Here is a 20,664-nt window from a genome sequence, read left to right on the forward strand (position 1 = left end):
TCAGGCGGCGGCCATCAACTCGGTGGCGCGCAGCGAGGCGCTGGCGACCTGTTCGGAGGTGAGGCGCTGTTTGAGCAGGTTGTGCTCGACACGGGCGATTTCGTCACCCTGGGAGGAGGCCCGTTCCAGCCAGGCCAGCGCGCCGATCGGATCGGCGGCGCGTCCCAGACCGTCGCGCAGCATGATTGCCAGGTTGATCTGGGCCTGGGGGTCATCCTGGCGGGCGAGGCTTTCGAAGGCGGTGAAGGCCTGTGCGTAGTCCTGACGTTCGAAGCTGCGCACCGCGTTGGTGAACAGTTCATCCTGCTGGTCAAGGAACAGGTCGATGATCGGGGTGAATTTCATGGTGATCTCCTTCTTTCGTTTTATTGAGTCACAAACCCGGGTCGGAATGGCCTCGGGCCACGGTTCGCGCTTCGGAGTGTCTCCGGCGCGTGGAAAAACGGGTTAAAGCGGCCTGCACAGGTTGAGAACATGGGTAACCAGAAACATCACGACAAAGGTGACGCAGGCCGCGAACAGCGGGACCAGCAGCATGCCCGCGGCGGTGCGCAACCAGAAACGCCAGTCGATGAAACGGAGACCGTGGATCGAGGTGATGCCGGCCACGGCCCCGGCCATGGTCTGGTCGAGCGAGAGCGGCACCAGGGAAATGGCCGGCAGTCCGGTGGCCGCGAGCAGGGATGCCAGGGATTCCGAGGCGAAGAGCAGCAGGGTGAGCCCGGATGAAAAGGTGGCGACCGCCATGCCGAGCGGTGAGAGGGGCATGGGAGCCACCGGTGGCGCGTCGCGATCGGCGCGGGCGTGGATCAGACCCGCGGCCATGGCGATCCCTCCGAGCAGGGGCAGAGCCTGAATCCCGAGTCCCAGGGTGTCGAAGGGGGTGCTCCAGGTCGTGGAGTGGACCGCCAGGAAGGGACCGGTGATCGCGGCCAGGTTGTTGGCGCCCAGGGCATAGGCGGTGAACAGGGATGCCAGCAGGAGCGCCTGACGGGTCAGGGCGTCGCGGGTGAGCAGATGGATCCGACGGCGCGCCAGCCAGGACAAACCGGTTTGGTAGAGACCGCGACCCAGCAGTGCGGCCACGAGCGGCGCGACCAGCCAGCCCGCCAGGATCGGCGCGAAGCGGATCGGTTGGCTCGGGAGTGCGTCGTGGAGCAGACAGCCGATCAGCGCGCCCACCAGGGTTTGGACGACCGGGAGCCGATGGCCCTGGATCCAGGCCAGGGAGTGGAGCATCACCGTGATCCCTGTGGCGATCATGGCCGTGCAGGAGGCGTGCAGTGGGCCGGACATGGCCAGTGTGCGACCGACGCCGGCTCCGTTCAAGGTGGCGCCGAGGAGCACGAACAGTGCGCAGGCGAGTGCCGCATGACGGTAAGGGAGGACGCGGTTGATCTGGATGGCGCCGCACGCATGGGTGGATTCGCGTCCGCCCAGCAACCAGCCGAGCGGCATCCCTCCGATGAGAAACAGAAAGAACGGCGTATCCATGGAAGCCTCCGTCGGCCCGTCGTTTTGCTCAGGCCGCCCGTTTGATGGCATGCACGGCCAGGGCGTCGCACACCTGTTCGCCCAACAGGGCCAGATGCCAGATCCGGTCGATGAAGGTCCGTTGATGCATTTTCTGCTCGAGTCCCCGATCCGCGTTGAAGATGGTGGATTTCAGGCGCATGGCGATCTTGTGGGCCTCTTCGTGGTGGAGTTTGGCCATGTGGATGTGATCGCGCTCGGAGCCTGGATCGCGGAACAACGAACGGGCGGCCATGACGCAGGATTCGACGCTCAGGGCGACCTGTTCTCCGAGCAGTTTGATATCCTTGTGGAGTTCCAGGGCGAAACCCGGATTCTCGATGGCAAAGTGCTGGAGATGTTCGCCGAATTGCTGGATCAGGTTGCCTTGCGCATGGAGCAGGCCCACCATGTCGGCGCGCAGGTCCGGGATCAGGATCCACTCCTGGAGTTCCGCCTCGATGTGGCGTTTGAGATTTTCCGCCCTGGATTGAATGCCGCCGATCTCCTTGACCTTTTGTTGGAACACGGCGGCATGATTGCCGCCGGCCTCCAGAAAGTAGGTGATGCCGGCGCGAAAATGGATGTTGGACTCGGACAACATGTCGAGAAACTCGTCAAGGCGGTTCTCGAGGGCCTTGATGCGTCCAAAGAGGGCGTGAGACGTGGCTGGCATGGCAATCCGATCCGAATGAGATGCGCCGAAATGATCTGGAGAGGCCCCCGGTGGGGAGCGACACTGCATGCCAAATGACTTTCCATGAATCGTGCCACGCGGCTTATTTTAGAATAATTATTTAATTTCAAATACATGGAATGTATCTGTGCGCGGATTTCCGGGAAACACGGGTGCAAGATTTTTTTCTGGAGAACTGGATTGAAATGGTTAACGTGTTGTTTGTTAATATGAAAATCCCTGTGCTGAATTGAATGTCTTGACAGGGGAACGGGTGCGCTTGTCGGTGTTGATCAAGCCTTGTCCCGTCCCCGGTTCGACGGGTGGCGGCGGGTTGGCTATTCCCATTCCGGGCGTGATACCCGCTCCGGGCGCTCTGGACGAAACAAGCACGTCTGGTTGTGGGAGTACGACGCAAGGGATGCTTGATTTTTGGTGTTTTTAATTCTTATGACGTATTTTACCACCATAAAAACAATTTTACTGTTTCCTAAATCCATCTGGCGCGATGCACGCAGCTCGTGCGACTGATCGGTGAGAGTATTCTGGATGCATGGGGTGATGTGTCAGATATGGCGATTACGGGGTTCAAATAGAGTGCAATCTTGGTTGTTTTAAAGTTTCTTCAACCAAAAAATACATTCTCATTTTGCTTGGCGGCAATTCTCATTTTGCTTGGCGCGTTACAGATTTTTAAATCCATCTGGCGCGATACAACGGGGGTGATTCAGGAGGGCGATTTTTTTTCGATGCTTGCTGTTTGCATGCTGGAACAAAAAGGGCCACCTTGTGAGTGGCCCTAAGTGCTTGATTTGATTGGTGGGCGGCACAGGGATTGAACCTGTGACCCCTGCCGTGTGAAGGCAGTGCTCTCCCGCTGAGCTAGCCGCCCGCATGCGGTTGGGAGGGGGGTCGAGAGAATGCCGACTCGTCTCCATCCGTGCAGAACCCGAATGATAGGCGGGTTCGGGTATGCTTGTCAATGGTAATTTTGTGGCTTCCATGCGAGCCCGGACGGTCGGGTTGGCCTGGCGATCCGGTTCCTGGAACGCCGAAGGGATGGGGTCAGCCTGTTCCCGAGGGGGTGGTGAGCCGATCCAGTTGCGCCTTCTTGTGCGCCATGTCCGAATCGGAGTCGGCATACGTGGCCGCGATGGAACGAAACTGGTCCTGCAATGCCAGGAACGCATCCAGGGCATCCGGGTCGAAATGGGTGCCGCGCCCCTCGATCATGATCCCCACCGCCTTTTCGTGCGGCATCCCTTCCTTGTAGACCCGACGGCTGATCAACGCATCGTAGACATCCGCGATCGCCATCAGGCGCGCCGACCAGGGGATGGCATCCCCGGCCAGACCGCGCGGATAACCGGAGCCGTCCCATTTCTCCTGATGACCATAGGCGATCTCCTTGGCCATGGAGAGAAACTCCACGCTCATCCCCAACTGCTGCTCGGCGTGTTCGATGGCGTCGCGACCCAGGGTGGTATGGGACTTCATGATCTCGAACTCGTCCGGCGTGAAACGACCCGGCTTGAGAAGAATGCGATCCGGAATGCCCACCTTGCCGATGTCGTGCAGGGGGGCGGATTTGAACAGCAGCTTGATGGAGTTGTCGTTCAGGATCGACGCGAAGCGTGGATGATCGCGCAGATGTTCGGCCAGGGCCTTGACGTAATATTGGGTGCGACGGATGTGATTGCCGGTATCCGAATCGCGGGTTTCCGCCAGGGAGGCCATGGCCAGGATGGTCACATCCTGAATCGCCGTCACCTCGCGGGTCCGCTTGACCACCTCCTGCTCGAGAAAGTCGTTCTGATTGCGCAGAAAGTCCGCCGACGCCTTGAGCGCCAGATGGTTCCTCACCCGTACCATGACGATCGGGGGACTGACCGGCTTGGTCAGATAGTCCACCGCACCGAGTTCCAACCCCTTGCGCTCGTCTTCGACCTCGGCCTTGGCGGTCAGAAAGATCACCGGAATGTCGCGGGTGGTCGGATCCTCCTTCAACTGCCGGCACACCTCGTAGCCATCCATGCCGGGCATCATGATGTCCAGAAGGATCAGATCCGGCGGGTTCTCCGACTTGGCGATCCGCAGGGCCCGTTCCCCGCTGTTGGCCACCTTGACCTTGTAATGGTCCTTCAACAGGCCGCTCATCAAGGAAAGGTTGTCCGGGGTGTCGTCCACCACCAGTACCGTGGCCCGTTCCAGCAATTGAGATTCGGCGTTCATCGTACCAGGAGATCCTCGTTCAGGCTGGCGATCCGGTGCGCGCAGATGGTCCGGTTTCAGGGAAACATGCAAAAACCACAATGATTGTAGCTATTTCGATACGATTTGTCAATCTCTGCCCGCCTGGGATGTCCACCCGGAGGGCGGGTTGGCAAACCAGGCGTCTCCGGGAGGCGTGTCTGGGGTGATTTCCCGAGTGATCGTGACAAGAGCCTAAACCACTCCAGGTGGAAGTGCAAAGACCTGCATCGGTTTTCGTCCGCGCCAATCGCCTGGGAGGTGGCCTGTCTCCCTGGGCGTCGGGTTGGTGGCGTTTCGGGGGGGTGGCGGCGTTCTGTCGGGAAATACCGCTCAGGTTGCCAGACCAATCGGACGATATGCCCTCAACGGAGGCGTGCCATGCGGCGGCGGTTGTGTCGTCTGCTTTCGGAAACGGGGATCATCGTCAAGGATTGGATGCCATGTCGGATCGGTCTGTACATCCTGGAAATCTGGAACGGTTCTTGACCGGAGCCGTGCTGTTCCTGCTGCTCTGGTTGCCGGCGGGCTTCGCGCGGGCCGATGTGGCGGCCTTCTGGCGCGCGGTCGATACCGCCCAGGCGCGCAATCCCCAGATCCAGCGCTCCGAGGCCCTGCTGCGCGCCGCGCGGGAGTCCAATCCCAAGAGTCTGGCGCGTCTGCTGCCCCAGGTCAATGTCCGCGCCGTGGACGTGCTGCGCGAAGGGACCCACTACAAGAGTCTGGGCACCTCCCAGCACGCCGACCCGCGCACCGTGGCGCTCACCGTGGATCAGAGAATCGTCAACGCCCCCTCCTGGCTGGGCTATTCCCAGAGCGATCACCGTATCGAAGGGGCCTTTGCCGACCTGATGGCCATGCGCCAGGATATCGCCCTGCGGGTGGCCACGGTCAGCGCCAACTGGCTCGAAGCCAAGGGGGTCTACGATCTGGCGCGTCAATACATCAAGATCACCCAGCATCACCTCGATGAGAACACCCTGCGCATGAACGCCGGGGAATCGACCGAAACCGATGTGCAACAGGCCGCCTCCCGCGCCCATCAGGCCAAGGCCAATCTTCAGGACGCCATCAACACCCTGGAGAAGGAGACCGCCTTTTTCCGCGAGGTGGTGGGCGCCAATCCGGATCCGGATCTGGCTCTGCCCGATTTGACCTGGGAGGAGCCGAAGGATCTGGATGCCCATGCGTGGAAGTGGATCGAGGACCGTCCCGAGATCTGGGCCGCCCGCGCCCGTCTGCAAGAGAGCGCCATGAGCGAGAAGATCGAACGTTCCGCCCATCTGCCGACCGTCGATTTCAACTACACGGTCAGCCGTACCTGGGATGCGGAGTTGGGCGGCTCCACGGGACGCTCGGTCAAGGAGGACGAACGGGCCCATTCGGTCAGTCTGGTGATGAACGTGCCGATCTTCAACGGTCTGGAGACCGTGAGCCGGACCCGTGAGGCCCAGGCGCTCAAAGAGGCCGCCATGAGCGAACTCGACCGGCTGCGCACCCTGGCCCGTCGCGAGATGGAGGAGGCCCGTTTCGACCTCAAGAACAACAAGGCGGCCATCGCCTCCCTGGAACAGGCCCTGTCATTCAGCGAAAAGGCCGCCGCCGGTCTGGTGGAGAGCTTTCACGCCGGCACCCGAACCTTGACGGATGTACTCGACTCCCAATTCGAGGTCCACACCCTGCGCACCAATCTGGTCCGGCATCGCTATCAGGCCCAGTTGGCCGTGGCGCGGCTGTGGAAGGCCCTGGGACGCAGTTTGCAGGCGACCACCCCATCCCGCGACGGAAGTCATGTCGAATCGGTGCGTGCCACCGAAAGCGGACGCGACGAGATGATCCGCATGGCCCACGAGCAGATGCTGGCCGATCTGGGGGAGCGCGTGTCGGGTGAGGTGGAGGAAGGGGTGGCTCTGCTCCTGGAGGAGTTGGCCGCCGATCGGGCTGCGCCCGCGGTCACCCACGGTCATCAGGCGCGTCCCCTGGCCGAGTTGCATGATCCCAAGCCCACCCGCGAGACGCCGCGCATGGTCGGGGTGTTCATGGTCGCCAACAAACCGGACGGAGCGCTGGCCAAGGGGTTGCCACCCCTGGATGACTCCGGGGCGTACATGGTGCATGTGGGCACCTTCGGCGATGCGGAGTCGTTGGAAAAACGGATTCAGGCGCTCAAGAAGTCGGGCATTCCCAGTTGGTCGGAGCGGGTTCTCTCGCCGGACGATCGGGAGATGGTTCGTCTCCTGGTGGGGCCGTTCGATACCCACGGTCAACTTCGTGAGGCGATGACCCTGGTCAACCGGCGCATCGGCGCGCAGGTGGGATGGGTGCCGGTGTTGCATCGGGGGCGGGAGAGCGATGCGGTGGCCAAGAAGTTCTCCGACGCGCTCGAGAAGTTGATCGAGTAACTTGCAGGGTGGGGTGAGGGGATTATGCCCGTCACGCCCGTATCCGGTGAACGGTCAGCGCCGCCCTCTCACGCCTGCAACGCCCGGATCAATGCCGGCACCGCCTGGCGGGCGTCGGCGATCAGCGACAGATCGGCCACGCTGGAGAGCGGGGCACCGGGATCGGTGTTGATCGACACGATGCACCCTGCGGCCTTGATGCCGGCCAGATGCTGCACTGCGCCGGAGATCCCCAGGCCGATGTAGAGTTCCGGCGCGATCACATGGCCGGTCTGGCCGATCTGGCGGTCCGCCGGGGCCAGACCGGCATCCACGGCTCCCCGACTGGCCCCGACCGCCCCGCCGAGCGCGGCGGCCAGCGCTTCCACCGGTTGAAAATCCTGCTCCAAACCGGCCCCCCCGGCCACGACGATGCGCGCTCCGGTCAGCTCCGGCTGTCCCGGCGGGCGTTGGATCGTCGTGATGCCGAGGGAACGGGAGAGTCCCGAACCCGCCAGCATCCCGACGGCACGGATCGGCGCGGGTGTCGTCCCGGTGGCGACCGGGGCGAAGGCCCACGGTTGCACGGTCAGCAGTTTCAAGACGGACCGGGAACGGATTCTCGCCAGCACCGCGCCGGCGTGGGTGGGGCGGATGAAGGTGTGGTCCGGGCCGATTTCGATCACCCCGGTGAGCGGGGTGATGCCCAGAAGACCGCCGACGCGCGGGATGATCTCGGCGCCGAACGGGGAGGCGGCGGCCAGGATGGCGGTATGTTCGGCGTGGTGGGCTGTCAACCATTCGGCCAGCGCTTCGGGTTCCGGCGGTTGATCGGGCGCGGCGGGGGCGAGACGGAGCAGTTGGGATACGCCATCGAGGGTGGCGAGGCGTTGACAGCGCGGACCCTCCGCGGCGTCGATCACCAGCAGCGCGACCGGACCCGGCAATCCTCTGGCCGCGCCGACCAGGCGGGCCACGCGGCTCTCTTCGGCGTCACCGGGAAGCGGATCGACGAGAATCAGGACGGACATGGCATCCAACCGCCGGCCTTGAGACGTTCGGCCAACTCGATCACCGAACCGAGGCGCACTCCCGGCGGACGCGGTTTGGGAGGGAGCAACTCAAGCCATTCGAGATCGCTGGTCAGCGCCACGCCGAGGGATTCCGGGTCGAGGCATTCCACCGGTTTGGCGCGGGCGCGCATGATGGCGGGCAGACTGGCGTAACGGGGGGTGTTGAGGCGCGGATCCACGCTGAGCACGGCGGGCAGAGAGGCCTGGCGGGTTTCCCGACCGTGATCGAGATCGCGGGAGAGGGTGATGGACGTTTCATCCACCGCATCGATGGCCGAGACGAAGGCGATCTGGCTCCAGCCGAGCAGGCCGGCGGTCATCGGGCCCACCACCCCCTGATCCCGATCCACCGCCTGGCGACCGGTGATGAGGAGCGAGGCGCCCTCTTTCCGGGTCGCGGCGGCGAGCAATCGGGCTACGGGCAGGGGATCGAGATCGTCCGGTGCTGCGATGCGCATCGCCCGATCCACGCCCAGGGCCAGGGTGGTCTTGAGGCTTCCGTCCCAGCTTTCCGGACCGATGGCCACGGCGATCACCGTCGTGGCGACGCCTCGCTCCTTGAGTCGCAGCGCCGCCTCCAGGCCGTTTTCATCCACGGGGTTGATCACCACGCGGGCGTCCGACGGTTCGAGTCCCCGGCCATCCGCGCGGATCCGCACCGGCACCAGTGGATCGGCGAGGGGTTTGACCGCCACCAGGACGATCATGTTCCCGGCTCCCGCGTCAGGGGGTTTTGGGAGTGGCGGAGGCACCCTCTGGAGCCTTGGCGGCCAGGGCTTCCACGATCTGGAAGAATTTTTGGTAATCGCCCTGATCGTGTTTGCCGGGAATCACCTTGTAGCGACCATTGACCACCACCGTGGGGGTGCCGGAGATGCCGAAGGCCTGCGCGAGGGCCTGTCCCTGGGCGATCTTGCCGCCGACCCCGAAGGAACTCATGTGGCTCTGGAATGCGGCGGATTCGAATTTCATCCCCTCGGCGATGAAGGCCAGTTCCTGTGGGGAGTCGATGTTCACCTGATCCACGAAGTGGGCGTTGAACAGGGCGTGTTTCATCTCCGCCTCGCGGTCGAAGAACTGCGCGGCATGAAAGGCGCGCACCGGCGCGTCCGACTGGTTGGAAAAGGCGATCGGCAGGCTCTTGATCGTGTAGCGGTCCCTGACCTGTTCGCTCCATTTCTCCATGTGCGGATGGAGATAGAAGCAGTGCGGACATTTGAAATTGAACACCTCGACCACCTCGGGCTTGGATCCGGAGACCGGCACGGGCGGATTGACGGGTTCGAAGTGTACGCCGGGTTTGGGCTCGAACGGCTCGTCGGCCTGGAGTGACCCCAGGGATAACAGCAGGGTCGCGGCCATCAGGAAAGCGCGTCGCGTCGCGGGCAGGCTGGACGACATGGACATCAGGGCTGCTCCACGATCTCGAAGGAGGTGCGGATGGTGGCGGTTTTGGCCAGCATGGCCGCTGCCGAACAATATTTTTCCTCGGAGAGCTGAATGGCCCGTTCCACCGCCTTGGAGGGAATATCCTTGCCGGTGACGGTGAAGTGCATGGTGATGGCGAGGTAGACCTTGGGATCCTCTTCGGCCCGTTCGCCCTGGATGGCCACCTGGCAGTCGTTGACGGCGTGGCGTCCCTTGCGCAGGATGGAGAGCACGTCGATGCTGGCGCAGCCGCCGAGACCGATCAGGAACAGTTCCATGGGACGTATCCCCATGTTGCGGCCTCCCACCTCGAGGCTGCCATCCATCACCACGGTATGGCCGGATCCGGACTCACCCAGCAGTTGGATGCCCTCGATGTATTTGACGCGCGCCGTGACTTTCCCCATGGGGGTTCTCCTCTCAAGACCGATGAAACGATGATACGGATGAAATCCGAGTACGAAACAGAGTGCAACCTGGACGGCTTTTTGGCAAGATGTCATCATCGAATCGACGATGCAAGGATTCGTCACTTTTCCCTGGGACTCCCGCAAGGGAGGTCCGGAACCGGGGGTTGAGGGGTCCCACCCCCATCGGGCACGTTCCGTCCAGATGCCGAGCGAGGCAAGAAAATGGAAGAATTGACCGCAAAAAGCAAGGCCATGCAACTCGAGGCGATGTTGGCCCATCGCGAAGGGGAGCGTCATGCCGTGGTGTTGCAGGATTTTCCGGATCCGGACGCCATCGCGTGCGGGTTCGCCTATCATCTGTTGGCCGCGGAGCGGGGCATTCAGTCCGAATTGATCTACGGTGGTCGCATCAGCCATCAGGAGAACATCGCGCTGATCAACCTGCTGGAGATTCAGCTCACCGAATGGAGCGCGGAAGAGATCGCCCCGGGCTACTTCCAGGGTGCTGTTTTCGTGGACAATCAGGGGACGACCAGCAATCTGGTCGATCGACTGGATGAGGCGGGCGTGCCGGTTCTGGCGGTGGTCGATCATCACGATCTTCAGCACCGGTTGAGCGCGCCGATCTTCACCGACATTCGCCCGGTGGGGGCCTGCGCGACGATCTTTACCCACTATCTGGCCGAGGGGTTGCTGCCGCTGCGCACCTCCAAGCCGGAGCATCGCCGCCTGGCCACGGCGTTGATGCACGGCATCATCAGCGAGACCGGTTCGATGATCCGTGCCCAACCCTCGGATTTTACCGCCGCAGCCTTTCTGCAACCCTTCTGCGACATCGATCTGCTGATGGATATTCTTCATCAACGTCGCAACCACAAGGTGATGGAGGTGATTCGTCTGGCGCTGGCCAACCGGGTGATCAAGGCGGGGTTGTGTCTTTCGGGGGTCGGCTATCTGCGCGGCGAGGATCGGGATGCCATTCCGCAGGCCGCCGATTTTCTGCTGACCGAGGATACGGTACAGACCGTGGTGGTTTACGGGATCGTCACCATGGCCGATGGTTCGGAGAGCATTCACGGTTCGTTGCGCACCAGCCGCAACAGTCTGAGTCCGGATGCCTTCTTGAAGGAGGTTTTGGGTCGCACCGAACAGGGGATCTTCTACGGCGGCGGCAAGGCCGGAGCGGGAGGATTCGAGATCCCGTTGGGCTTCTTGTCGGGCAACGACAACGAGGAGTTGGCCCAGCTCAAGTGGAACGCCTTTGACGGCAAGATCCGCAAGAAGTTCTTCAAGAAGATCGGCATGGAGGAGGCGTAGTGATCTCTCGTGACGTGTCGGACCCGGAGGCGCGCGCCTCCGGGGTGAGTTCGGAGCCTTCCGGCGGGGGTGCGATTCCGGCGCGGGGCAAACCCCGCTGGCTCAAAGTGCTGGCCCCCGGCTCCGAGGGGTATCGGCGCATGCGCGCCCTGACCGGGACGTTGCGTCTGGAGACGGTCTGTCAGTCGGCGCGCTGTCCCAACATCGGCGATTGTTGGCAGGCCGGATCCGCCGCCTTCATGATCCTCGGCGCGCTCTGTACCCGCTCCTGTGGTTTTTGCGATGTCAAGACCGGGCGTCCCGCGCCCCCGGATCCGGATGAACCCCGGCGTCTGGCCGAGGCGGTGACCGCGCTCGCCTTGCGCCATGCGGTGATCACCTCGGTGACCCGCGATGACCTGGAGGATGGCGGGGCTGGCCAGTTCGTCGCTTGCGTGGCGGCGATCCGCGTCCGCTCTCCCGGCACCACGGTGGAGCTGCTGATCCCCGATTTTCGGGGCGCGCCGGCCCCTCTGGAGGCGGTTTTGAACGCCCGTCCCGAGGTGTTGAACCACAATGTCGAGACCGTGCCGCGTCTCTATCCGCGCGTGCGTCCGGCGGCCAGCTACGCCGGATCGCTGCAACTCCTGGCCCGCGCCGCCAGACATGCCGGAGCGGGACGGGTCAAGTCCGGGATCATGCTCGGTCTGGGCGAGGAGGAGGCCGAGATCGAGGCGGTGCTGGTCGATCTGCGCCGCGTGGGGGTGGATCTCTTGACCATCGGCCAGTATCTGGCCCCGAGTCGCGATCATCTGCCCGTGGTGCGCTACTGGGAACCGGAGGTGTTCGAGGGGTGGCGGAAACGGGCGCTGAAGATGGGGTTTGCCGCGGTGGAAAGCCATCCCCTGGCCCGCTCCTCCATGCATGCCGAACGGTTGTTGGAGACAGACGATCACGATTGAACATCGCTTAGCATGGAACGGGTGATTGCAGGCGCTTCCTGAACGGTCGGGTCTCGAATCATGCCGCATCGTCACCGGACGCATGAGGCCTTCACGCTGGCTGCCCTTGAAAATATTGGGGCGCGTGGGCGGATGCGCGATTGGGTGCCTTGGGGTGTCCCCGGATTCGCTACTGGATTCGGGATCCGGATTGTACGTTTCAATCCCAAGAATTGAGCAATCGGACCCCGGTTACGCTTCGTCTCGCGCCATCGTCAATCAGAACCGTGCCGATCCGGGTGCGGGGCTCGGTTCTTCCTCACGGTTGTTCGAGCTTGTCCACCGCCGCGCGCAGCATTTTTTCGACGGTTGTCAGGCGGCGCGGATCGAGCTTCAAGCCGAACATGTCGCGCAGATAGAACACATCCACCACCCGTTCGCCGTAGGTGGCGATCTTGGCGGCGCGGATCTGCACCCCCTGGTTCTGCAACACCCGGGTGATGGCGAACAACAGGCCGGGACGGTCCAGGGAGGTGATCTCCACCACCGTGAAGGTGTCCAGGGAGTCGTCCACCTCCATGGAGAAGGAGATGTCGAACGGTTTGCGTCGGAAGCCCGCCGGGGGATTGGCCAACAGCGCGCTGGGGCGGAGTTTTCCCTCCAGCACCCGCGTCAGGGTGGATTCGATTCTCTCCAGCCGCTCCGGGGTTTCGATCGGCTCGCCGTTCTGGGTCTGGATCACGAAGGTGTCCAGGGCCATGCCATCCTTGGTGGTGGTGATGTCGGCGGAAAGAATGTTGGCCCCCGAGGCCGACAGGCTCCCGGAGATGCGCGCCATCAGACCCGGATGGTCCGGGGTGTAGACCAGCATGCGCGTGGCGTTGATCTTCGGCACCTGCTTGAAGACGATCACCAGCGGTTGCTCATCGATCTCCTTGAGGGCCACGAAGTGTTCGGCGAGCATCTCCGGGGCGTAGTGGGTGAAGTAGTCGGGATAGAAGCGGTCCAGATGGCGCCGCACCCGTTCCGGATCGTGCTCCTTGGCCAGGATTTCGAAGGTGGCGCTTTTGAGAATCTCCGCGCGCCGCGCGATCTCCTCGGGGGTGAAGATGATCCCCTTGTCCAGGGTGTCCAGGCTGCGTTCGTAGAGTTGACGCAACAAGTTTCCCTTCCACTGGTTCCAGACGCCGGGCCCCACGGCGCGGATGTCGGCCACGGTCAACAGCACCAATAAATTCAGTTTGCGCACCGTGCCGATCTGCTTGGCGAACGAGGCCAGGGTCTCCGGATCGTTGAGATCGCGGCGGAAGGCGGTGCGCGAGAAGATCAGATGGTTTTCCACCAGCCAGGCGATCATCTCGATGTCGTTGGCGGGGAGTTCCATCCGTTCGCAGATCTTGCGGGCGATCTCCGCGCCGCGGATGTGGTGGTTCGGACCCAGCCCCTTGGCGATGTCGTGGAACATGACCGCCAGATAGAGCAGGGCCGGATTGTTGAGTTTTTGCATCAGTTGCGTGGCGATCGGCAGTTCGTGGGAGAACTTGCCCGAGCTGATGTGGCGCAACGATTCCACCGCCAGGATGGTGTGCTCGTCCACGGTGAAGACGTGATACATGTCGTGCTGGGTCTGTCCGATGATGCGTCCGAACTCCGGGATGTAGCGTCCCAGGACGCCGGCATCGTTCATGCGCCGCAACACCCAGGCCACCGCGCGCTTGCCGTTGAGCATGGAGAGAAAGATCGCCGTGACCTTGGGGTCGGCGCGGAAAGTCCGGTTGATCAGCGAGAGATTCTGGGTGACCAGCCGCATGGTGTCCGGGTGGATGGAGAGCAGATTGCGTTGCGCCACCTCGAACAGACGCATGATGCGGATTGGTTTTTCCTGGAGCGCCTCCGGCGAGGTGAGACTCAGCTTGCCGCCGATCACCTCGAAGGCGTCCTCCAGGTGACGGCGGTCCCAGTCGAGCACCTCGCGATGTTCGTCCTGATACTTGCGCAGAAAGATCCAGGAGAGATGTCCCACCCGGCGCGCCACCCGGTAGTAGCGCCGCATGAATCGCTCCACCGCCAGCATGCCCGGCTGGTCCTGATAGCCGAACTCCTGGGCGATGGCCACCTGGTGGGCAAAGGTGAGGCGATCGTCCCGCCGTCCGGCGCGGTAGTGCAGGGCGTTGCGCACCCGACGCAGAAAGGCGCGACACCGTTTGAAGTTTTCGAACTCCTCTTCGGTGATGATCCCCATGGGGATCAACTCCTGGATGCGGGTCACCTGATAGCGGTATTTGGAGATCCAGGCAAAGGTGTGCAGATCGCGCAGGCCGCCGGGATTTTCCTTGATGTTGGGTTCCAGATAGTATAGCGATGCCCCGAACCGTTCGTGACGCTTGCTCTGTTCCAAAAGCTTGGCACGCAGGAAACTCAACGGATCGTTAAGCAGGGCGTTGTTGAACAGGGTGGTGCGGTAGTGGGTGAAAAGCTTATGATCTCCCGCGAGAAAACGTGAATCGAGCATGGAGGTCAGAATCTGTAATTCTTGGCGCGCCTGTTGCAGACACTCCTCAACCGTACGCACCGCATGTCCGACATCCATGCCGATGTCCCAGAGGATGTAGAGCATCTTTTCCACCAGGGCCGGTTGCGTGGCGTGCTCGTCCGGGACGATGAACAACAGGTCGATGTCGGAAAAGGGGGCCAGTTCGCGCCGTCCGTAGCCGCCGGTGGCCGCCAGGCAGAACGGTTCCGGGCTGGTGTCGTCGGCCACCGTCAGGGCGTGGATGCGTTGCAGGATGGCATCCGCCAGGAAGGTGTGGCCCTGGACGATGTATTGTCCGGTGGCGCCGGCCAGATGGTGTTGATGGAGCAGATCGCGTCCCGATTTCATGGCGGTGCGCAACAGCGGCAGAATCGCCGCCCGCTGGTCGTCCGTCAGGGGGGAGCGGCCATCGTGGATGGCGTTGATCTGCTGATCCAGGGCCGCGAGGTCCAGGATCTCCTCTTTTTCGAAATGTGGCGTCGTAGTCATGGGAAGTGCCTTGCTGGGGTGACAATCACCGGGTTGCACCGTTAGGATGTGGCGGTTGCGATGTCGGGTCAATGGCTGATGGTTCCATCGGGTCCGCATCGTGAGGCGGATTGAATTTTTGCTATGGGTAGCTTCGATGTTTGGTAAACTGAAAGGACTGTTCTCCACCGACATGGCCATCGATCTGGGCACGGCCAATACCTTGGTTTACGTGCGTGGACGCGGGGTGGTGCTCTCCGAACCCTCGGTGGTGGCGATCCACGAAAGTTCCCGCGGGGTTCGCAAGGTGCTGGCCGTGGGCAACGAGGCCAAACGAATGCTCGGACGCACGCCCGACAGCATCGTGGCCATCCGTCCGATGCGCGACGGGGTGATCGCCGATTTCACCGTCACCGAGGCGATGCTCAAGCATTTCATCCGCAAGGTCCACAAGCGCCGCCTGTTCTATTCGCCGCGCATCATCGTCTGCGTGCCGGTCGGGGCCACGCCGGTGGAACGACGCGCCATCCGCGAATCTGCGGAGAGCGCCGGAGCCCGCGATGTCTATCTGATCAACGAACCCATGGCTGCGGCCATCGGCGCCGGCCTGCCGGTCACCGAGGCGAGTGGTTCCATGGTGATCGACGTGGGCGGCGGCACCACCGAGGTGGCGATCATCTCGTTGGGCGGCATCGTCTACTCCCGATCGATCCGCGTGGGCGGCGACAAGATGGACGAGGCGATCATCGCCCATGTGCGGCGCAAATATTCGCTGTTGATCGGCGAGGGAACCGCCGAGATTATCAAAATTCAAGTGGGCTCCGCTTTTCCCCTGGAAAAACGGTTGGAAGTTGAGGTAAAAGGACGTGACCTGATCCATGGGGTGCCGAGGCATCAGGTGATCTCCGATCCTGAAATCCTCGAAGCCCTGGCCGAACCCATCAACGCCATCGTCGATGGCGTGCGCGTGGCCCTGGAACGTACCCCGCCGGAGTTGGCCGGGGATATCGTCGATCGTGGCATCGTCCTGACCGGCGGTGGCGCGCTCCTGCGGGGACTGGATCAGTTGTTGGCCGAGGAGACCGGTCTGCCGGTTTTCATCGCCGATGACCCGCTCTCCTGCGTGGTCATGGGATCCGGAAGGGCGTTGGAAGAGCTGGATAGCATGTCCGACATCCTGATGGATCGATAATAGCGCCTTATCTCCATCCGACCAGGACGTGGCATGACGGCACTGCTGGGCATCTTTCGCGAATTTCGACATGCCATTTCGGTCTTCCTCACCCTGGTGATCGCCCTCTTCCTGCTGCTGATGGCCAGAGGAACCGTGGGAGATCGCCACGGCATGCACGAGGGTGTGCTGCAACTGGCCGGCACCGCCCAGTCCTTCCTCACCCGTCCGGTCTCCACCATCGAGGGGTTCCAGGCCCGTCTTTCGGAACTTGCCCGTCTCGACCGCGAAAATCGTCAATACAAGGCCGAGCTGGAACGCCTGCGTCCCCTGGGCGTGCGCCTCGACGAGCTGGAAAAGGAGAACCACCGGCTCAAGTCCCTGTTGCAGATGCGTCCGGATCCCGATTTCCAACCCTTGGCCGTGCGCGTGGTCGGGGACTCCTCCTCGGCCTTCGCCCGCTCCTTCATCGTCAACGCCGGACGTCAGGACGGAGTGATCGTCAACGCGCCGGTCACCGTCCCCTCGGGCCTGGTCGGTCGCGTGGTGCGCGCTTCGGCCAACGCCTCCCTGGTTCTCTCCATGCTCGATCTGAACTCACGGGTTCCGATCCTGATCCAGCGTTCGCGGGTCAAGGCGGTCTGCGCCGGCCAGAACGATACCCAGATGACCCTGGAGTACCTCCCCAAGGATGCCGATGTGGTGGTCGGGGACGTGGTGGTCACCTCCGGCACCGGCGGCATTTTCCCGAAAGGGTTGGTGGTCGGCAAGGTGGTCTCCCTGGAACCGGGTGACGAGGGACTGTTCCGCGAGGCCATGGTGCAACCCACGGTCGATTTCGGTCGCATCGAGGAGGCCCACCTGCTCCTGCCCCGCGCCGTCAAGCCAACGGCGGACAACAAACCGCTTCCTTAACACACCGCCCCCCTGATTCGAGGTCCATCCCCGTGCCATGATGGTCTCCCTGCTCATCTCCGGGCTTCCGGCCATGACCATCTTCATGGCGGCGGTGCTCCAGGAGATGGCCCTGCCGTTCCATGCCTGGTCGGTCCTGCGTCCGGATCTGGTGCTGATCTGTCTGTTCTACTGGCGCCTGTACCGCACGGATCGCTGCGGCCCGATCCTGGCCCTGCTGGCCGGACTGCTGGTCGATGTGATCTCCGGCGCGCCTTTGGGATTGAACGCCATCTCCAACATTCTGCTGATCCTCGTCATCGGTCGTCTGGGACGCCTGATCCGCTCCATCGATTTCACCTACCTGATCTTCGTGGTGCCGATCTTCGTGCTGCTCGCCGAGGGGATCCAACTCGGTCTGGCCATGCTCAAATGGGGCATGGCGGTCCGCTGGCAACTGCTGATGGGACGCCCCGTGGCCACCATGCTGCTCGCGCCTCTGGTGATCCATCTCCTGGTGATGATCCATCGCACCTGGCTGGAGGAAGCGCATGCTCGACGATGACCGGGAACAGTTTCGCGGCGATGCGCGGCGGCGTCTGCTGTTGGTGGGCGGCGGACTGGGCCTGGGTTTTTTCATGCTGGGGGGGCGGCTGTTCCATCTCCAGGTGATGCGCGGCGGCGAATACCGCACCCTGGCCGAGGATAACCGCATCAGCCTCAAGCCGATCTCCGCGCAACGGGGACGGATCTTCGACCGCGAAAACCGCCTGCTGGTCGAGAACAGCCCCGATTACGAGGTGGTGGTGATCCCGGAGCTTTCCGGTTCGCTGCGCATGCTGCTCAAACGGCTGAGCCGGTACATCGAACTGTCCGAGGAGGAGATCAAGCACCTGTTGCAGATGGCCCGCAAACAGCGCTCGTTTCTGCCGTTGCGGGTCAAATCCCATCTGACCTGGGAGCAGGTGGGCAGCATCGAGGTGCGCATCCATGAATTTCCCGGCGTCGATCTCCAGAGCCAGTCGGTGCGCTCCTATCCGTTCGATGCCCTGGCCTGTCACATCCTGGGCTATCTCGGCGAGCCGAGCGAAAACGATCGCAAGCGGTTTTCGCGCATCAGCTTCCGGTCCGGGGATCTGATCGGCAAGAGCGGGGTGGAACAGCGGTTCGAGGAGGTGCTGCGCGGACGCGAGGGGGTGTTGGAGATGGAGGTCAACGCCGTGGGTCGCCATGTGCGCGAACTGCATCGCAATCCGCCGGAGTCGGGCGAGGATCTGCAACTCACCCTCGACATGGATCTGCAACGGGAGGCCCAGGAGGCGCTGGGCGGGGAGATGGGCGCGGTGGTGGCCATGGATCCGAACAACGGCGAGATCCTGGCCATGGTCAGCACCCCCACCTTCGATCCCAACCAGTTCATCCGCGGCTTCACCCACGCCCAGTGGCAGGAGGTGATGAACGATCCGGATCGTCCCTTGATCAACAAGGCCCTGCAAGGCCACTATCCGCCCGGCTCGACCTTCAAGATCGTCACCGCCATGGCCGGTCTGGTCTCCGGCAAGCTCGATCCGCGCGAAACGGTTCCTTGCAACGGTTATCTGGTCAAGGAGGAGCAGCGATTCTACTGCTGGCGGCGGCATGGTCATGGCAACGTGGCGTTGCAACAGGCCTTCACCCAATCCTGCGATGTTTATTTCTACAAGCTGGCCGAACGGCTCGGCATCGATGCCATCGAGCGTCAGGCCCGCAAGATGGGGCTGGGTGGCCTGACCGGCATCGATCTGGAAGGGGAACGCCCCGGCCTGATTCCGTCGCGCACCTGGAAACGGAAGGTGTTCAAAACCTCCTGGTTTCCGGGTGAAACCTATATCACCGGCATTGGTCAGGGATATGTGTTGACCACCCCGTTGCAGTTGGCGGTGATGGTGTCGTGCATGGGCAATGGCGGGACGGTGTATCGGCCTCTGCTGCGCAAGCTCCAGCCCGGACAGGAGCCCGAGGTGGTGACGCGCAACTACTTTTCCGCCCATCACATGGAGATCATGCGGCAGTGTCTGGAGGGGGTGGTCCACGATCCCAACGGCACCGCCTACAAGACCCGGCTGGAGGGGGTCCGGGTGGGCGGCAAGACCGGCACCTCCCAGGTGGCCCGCCACAAGCGGGAAAAGAGCGGTCAGATCATCAAGACCACCAACGAGAAGTTGCAGGATCACGCCTTGTATGTCTGTCTGGCTCCGGTCGATCGTCCGCGCATCGTGGTGGCGGTGATCGTCGAACATGGCGGCCATGGCGGCGCGACGGCGGCGCCGGTGGCCAAACGGGTGCTGGAACGGTATTTCTCCAAATACGGAGGCGGGACATGATCGAGGTCGGCAAACCGTTGCTCGACGGAGGCGGGAGATGATCGAGGTCGGCAAACCGTTGCTCGACGGGGGTGGTGGCGCGGTCTCGCTGGGCTGGACGGATCGGTTGCGCCGTTTTCCCTGGAGTCTGCTGCTCTTGTTGCTGCTCACCATCTGTCTGGGATTCGGCGTGCTCTTCTCCGCGGTGGGCGGCGAACACAACCAGTGGCTGTTCTGGCGTCAGGTGATCCAGTCCGGACTCGGGTTGGGCATCATGCTGTTCGTGGCCCTCGTGGCCGGGGAGCGTCTTTACAAACGTTTCGCCTATCTGTTCTACAGTGGCAGCCTGATGCTGCTGGCCGTGACCATGGTCGCGGGGAGCGTCGGCATGGGGGCGAGACGCTGGCTGGAGGTGGGCTTTTTCCGACTTCAGACCTCGGAGTTGATGAAGGTGGCCCTGATCCTGGCCCTGGCGCGTTATTTTCAGGATCACGCCAAGAACGGATCCCTGGGCTGGCGGGATCTCGGCGTGCCGTTTCTGATGATCATCCTGCCGGTGGTGTTCATCATCAAGCAGCCCGATCTCGGCACCGCCGTGCTGCTGGCCGGGGTTGGGTTCGCGATGATCGTGGTGGCCGGTATCTCCTGGAAGGTGATGCTCACCCTGGTGCTGCTGTTCGGCGCTTCCATGCCCCTGGCCTGGAATGGCTTGCATGCCTATCAGAAACAGCGGATCATCACCTTGTTCTCTCCGGAACGCGATCCGCTGGGATCCGGCTATCACATCATCCAGTCCAAGATCGCGGTCGGATCGGGCGGGGTGACCGGCAAGGGGTTCATGGCCGGCAGTCAGAGCCAGCTCGACTTCCTGCCGGAACGGCACACCGACTTCATTTTCTCGGTGCTGGCCGAGGAGTGGGGGTTCGTGGGCGGGGTGACGCTGCTGGTGATGTACATTCTGATCATCCTGCGCGCCCTGCTGATCACCGAAATGGCCAACGATCGGTTCGGCCTGCTCACCGTGGTGGGGGCGACCATGCTCTTCGCCATCCAGGTGCTGGTGAATGTCGGCATGGTGGTGGGGTTGTTGCCGGTGGTGGGGGTGCCCTTGCCGTTGATCAGTTACGGCGGCAGTTCCATGGTGACCCTGATGATCGCCATGGGGCTTCTGGCCCATGTGAGCCTCTATTCGCGCCAGCATGGGCGGTCGGTGTAGCAGGGGTTCTTTTATGTTTCGAGCGAGGAGATTCGGGTGGTTTCCATGCATTCAAAGAACCGGCTGTCTTGAT

General features: G+C 62.7%; 17 protein-coding genes and 1 tRNA gene. 8 read left to right on the forward strand and 10 right to left on the reverse strand.

Annotated features, from left to right (window positions below; genetic code table 11):
- The 5 genes from ACV4UY_RS06905 to ACV4UY_RS06925 form a co-directional block, all read right to left on the reverse strand.
- Complete coding sequence (locus ACV4UY_RS06905) at positions 1–345, reverse strand: hypothetical protein (protein WP_491606882.1); 345 nt, start codon at positions 343–345, stop codon at positions 1–3.
- A 102-nt stretch (positions 346–447) separates the two neighbouring features.
- On the reverse strand, positions 448–1,494 hold the full coding sequence (locus tag ACV4UY_RS06910) for an inorganic phosphate transporter (protein ID WP_491606883.1): 1,047 nt from the start codon (positions 1,492–1,494) through the stop codon (positions 448–450).
- Between the two features lie 28 nt (positions 1,495–1,522).
- Positions 1,523–2,188, reverse strand: coding sequence for a hypothetical protein (locus ACV4UY_RS06915; RefSeq protein WP_491606884.1), 666 nt, complete (start codon positions 2,186–2,188; stop codon positions 1,523–1,525).
- Positions 2,189–3,005: 817 nt separating this feature from the next.
- Positions 3,006–3,080: transfer RNA gene (locus ACV4UY_RS06920), tRNA-Val, on the reverse strand.
- A gap of 173 nt (positions 3,081–3,253) precedes the next feature.
- Positions 3,254–4,420, reverse strand: a complete 1,167-nt coding sequence (locus tag ACV4UY_RS06925; RefSeq protein ID WP_491606885.1) for a response regulator — start codon at positions 4,418–4,420, stop codon at positions 3,254–3,256.
- 461 nt (positions 4,421–4,881) lie between these two features.
- Between ACV4UY_RS06925 and ACV4UY_RS06930 the strand changes: the two genes are divergently transcribed.
- A complete protein-coding gene (locus ACV4UY_RS06930; RefSeq protein WP_491606886.1) occupies positions 4,882–6,840 on the forward strand; it encodes a TolC family protein in 1,959 nt (652 codons plus the stop codon).
- A 68-nt stretch (positions 6,841–6,908) separates the two neighbouring features.
- On the opposite strand, the gene ACV4UY_RS06935 is transcribed toward ACV4UY_RS06930, so the two are convergent.
- The 4 genes from ACV4UY_RS06935 to ACV4UY_RS06950 are packed head-to-tail and all read right to left on the reverse strand — an operon-like array spanning position 6,909 to position 9,727.
- The gene (locus ACV4UY_RS06935) at positions 6,909–7,850 is read right to left on the reverse strand and encodes an electron transfer flavoprotein subunit alpha/FixB family protein (RefSeq protein WP_491606887.1); all 942 of its coding nucleotides are present in this window, start codon (positions 7,848–7,850) and stop codon (positions 6,909–6,911) included.
- On the reverse strand, positions 7,838–8,599 hold the full coding sequence (locus tag ACV4UY_RS06940) for an electron transfer flavoprotein subunit beta/FixA family protein (protein ID WP_491606888.1): 762 nt from the start codon (positions 8,597–8,599) through the stop codon (positions 7,838–7,840). Before ACV4UY_RS06940 ends, ACV4UY_RS06935 begins: the two co-directional genes overlap by 13 nt.
- Before the next feature lie 16 nt (positions 8,600–8,615).
- Positions 8,616–9,299, reverse strand: coding sequence for a thiol:disulfide interchange protein DsbA/DsbL (locus ACV4UY_RS06945; RefSeq protein WP_491606889.1), 684 nt, complete (start codon positions 9,297–9,299; stop codon positions 8,616–8,618).
- The gene (locus ACV4UY_RS06950; protein ID WP_491606890.1) at positions 9,299–9,727 is read right to left on the reverse strand and encodes an OsmC family protein; all 429 of its coding nucleotides are present in this window, start codon (positions 9,725–9,727) and stop codon (positions 9,299–9,301) included. The genes ACV4UY_RS06945 and ACV4UY_RS06950 overlap by 1 nt, the downstream gene beginning before the upstream one ends.
- Before the next feature lie 225 nt (positions 9,728–9,952).
- Between ACV4UY_RS06950 and ACV4UY_RS06955 the strand changes: the two genes are divergently transcribed.
- Positions 9,953–11,047: a DHH family phosphoesterase gene (locus tag ACV4UY_RS06955; protein WP_491606891.1), complete on the forward strand. Its 1,095-nt coding sequence runs from the start codon at positions 9,953–9,955 to the stop codon at positions 11,045–11,047.
- Positions 11,047–11,988 carry a lipoyl synthase gene (lipA, locus tag ACV4UY_RS06960; RefSeq protein ID WP_491606892.1) on the forward strand — a complete coding sequence of 314 codons (942 nt, stop codon included), beginning with the start codon at positions 11,047–11,049 and terminating at the stop codon, positions 11,986–11,988. The genes ACV4UY_RS06955 and lipA overlap by 1 nt, the downstream gene beginning before the upstream one ends.
- A gap of 298 nt (positions 11,989–12,286) precedes the next feature.
- Here lipA and ACV4UY_RS06965 read toward each other — a convergent pair whose 3' ends face one another.
- Complete coding sequence (locus ACV4UY_RS06965; RefSeq protein ID WP_491606893.1) at positions 12,287–14,989, reverse strand: [protein-PII] uridylyltransferase; 2,703 nt, start codon at positions 14,987–14,989, stop codon at positions 12,287–12,289.
- Between the two features lie 136 nt (positions 14,990–15,125).
- Between ACV4UY_RS06965 and ACV4UY_RS06970 the strand changes: the two genes are divergently transcribed.
- From ACV4UY_RS06970 to rodA, 5 genes are read left to right on the forward strand one after another with little or no spacing between them, the layout of a single operon-like run.
- Complete coding sequence (locus tag ACV4UY_RS06970; RefSeq protein WP_420905240.1) at positions 15,126–16,160, forward strand: rod shape-determining protein; 1,035 nt, start codon at positions 15,126–15,128, stop codon at positions 16,158–16,160.
- A gap of 33 nt (positions 16,161–16,193) precedes the next feature.
- Complete coding sequence (gene mreC, locus ACV4UY_RS06975; RefSeq protein WP_491606894.1) at positions 16,194–17,054, forward strand: rod shape-determining protein MreC; 861 nt, start codon at positions 16,194–16,196, stop codon at positions 17,052–17,054.
- Positions 17,055–17,091: 37 nt separating this feature from the next.
- Entirely contained in the window at positions 17,092–17,598 is a 507-nt protein-coding gene (mreD, locus tag ACV4UY_RS06980; RefSeq protein ID WP_420905238.1) for a rod shape-determining protein MreD, read from the forward strand.
- Positions 17,585–19,396, forward strand: coding sequence for a penicillin-binding protein 2 (gene mrdA, locus ACV4UY_RS06985; protein WP_491606895.1), 1,812 nt, complete (start codon positions 17,585–17,587; stop codon positions 19,394–19,396). The genes mreD and mrdA overlap by 14 nt, the downstream gene beginning before the upstream one ends.
- A 37-nt stretch (positions 19,397–19,433) precedes the next feature.
- Positions 19,434–20,591: a rod shape-determining protein RodA gene (gene rodA, locus ACV4UY_RS06990; protein WP_491606896.1), complete on the forward strand. Its 1,158-nt coding sequence runs from the start codon at positions 19,434–19,436 to the stop codon at positions 20,589–20,591.
- Positions 20,592–20,664 lie beyond the last annotated feature (73 nt).

The organism is Candidatus Magnetaquiglobus sp. (genome assembly GCF_058402785.1).

Coding starts and splice junctions, on each gene's coding strand:
- ACV4UY_RS06905 (WP_491606882.1), bottom strand. CDS start 345: ATGAAATTCACCCCGATCATCGACCTGTTCCTTGACCAGCAGGATGAA.
- ACV4UY_RS06910 (WP_491606883.1), bottom strand. CDS start 1,494: ATGGATACGCCGTTCTTTCTGTTTCTCATCGGAGGGATGCCGCTCGGC.
- ACV4UY_RS06915 (WP_491606884.1), bottom strand. CDS start 2,188: ATGCCAGCCACGTCTCACGCCCTCTTTGGACGCATCAAGGCCCTCGAG.
- ACV4UY_RS06925 (WP_491606885.1), bottom strand. CDS start 4,420: ATGAACGCCGAATCTCAATTGCTGGAACGGGCCACGGTACTGGTGGTG.
- ACV4UY_RS06930 (WP_491606886.1), top strand. CDS start 4,882: ATGTCGGATCGGTCTGTACATCCTGGAAATCTGGAACGGTTCTTGACC.
- ACV4UY_RS06935 (WP_491606887.1), bottom strand. CDS start 7,850: ATGTCCGTCCTGATTCTCGTCGATCCGCTTCCCGGTGACGCCGAAGAG.
- ACV4UY_RS06940 (WP_491606888.1), bottom strand. CDS start 8,599: ATGATCGTCCTGGTGGCGGTCAAACCCCTCGCCGATCCACTGGTGCCG.
- ACV4UY_RS06945 (WP_491606889.1), bottom strand. CDS start 9,299: ATGTCCATGTCGTCCAGCCTGCCCGCGACGCGACGCGCTTTCCTGATG.
- ACV4UY_RS06950 (WP_491606890.1), bottom strand. CDS start 9,727: ATGGGGAAAGTCACGGCGCGCGTCAAATACATCGAGGGCATCCAACTG.
- ACV4UY_RS06955 (WP_491606891.1), top strand. CDS start 9,953: ATGGAAGAATTGACCGCAAAAAGCAAGGCCATGCAACTCGAGGCGATG.
- ACV4UY_RS06965 (WP_491606893.1), bottom strand. CDS start 14,989: ATGACTACGACGCCACATTTCGAAAAAGAGGAGATCCTGGACCTCGCG.
- ACV4UY_RS06970 (WP_420905240.1), top strand. CDS start 15,126: ATGTTTGGTAAACTGAAAGGACTGTTCTCCACCGACATGGCCATCGAT.
- mreC (WP_491606894.1), top strand. CDS start 16,194: ATGACGGCACTGCTGGGCATCTTTCGCGAATTTCGACATGCCATTTCG.
- mreD (WP_420905238.1), top strand. CDS start 17,092: ATGATGGTCTCCCTGCTCATCTCCGGGCTTCCGGCCATGACCATCTTC.
- mrdA (WP_491606895.1), top strand. CDS start 17,585: ATGCTCGACGATGACCGGGAACAGTTTCGCGGCGATGCGCGGCGGCGT.
- rodA (WP_491606896.1), top strand. CDS start 19,434: ATGATCGAGGTCGGCAAACCGTTGCTCGACGGGGGTGGTGGCGCGGTC.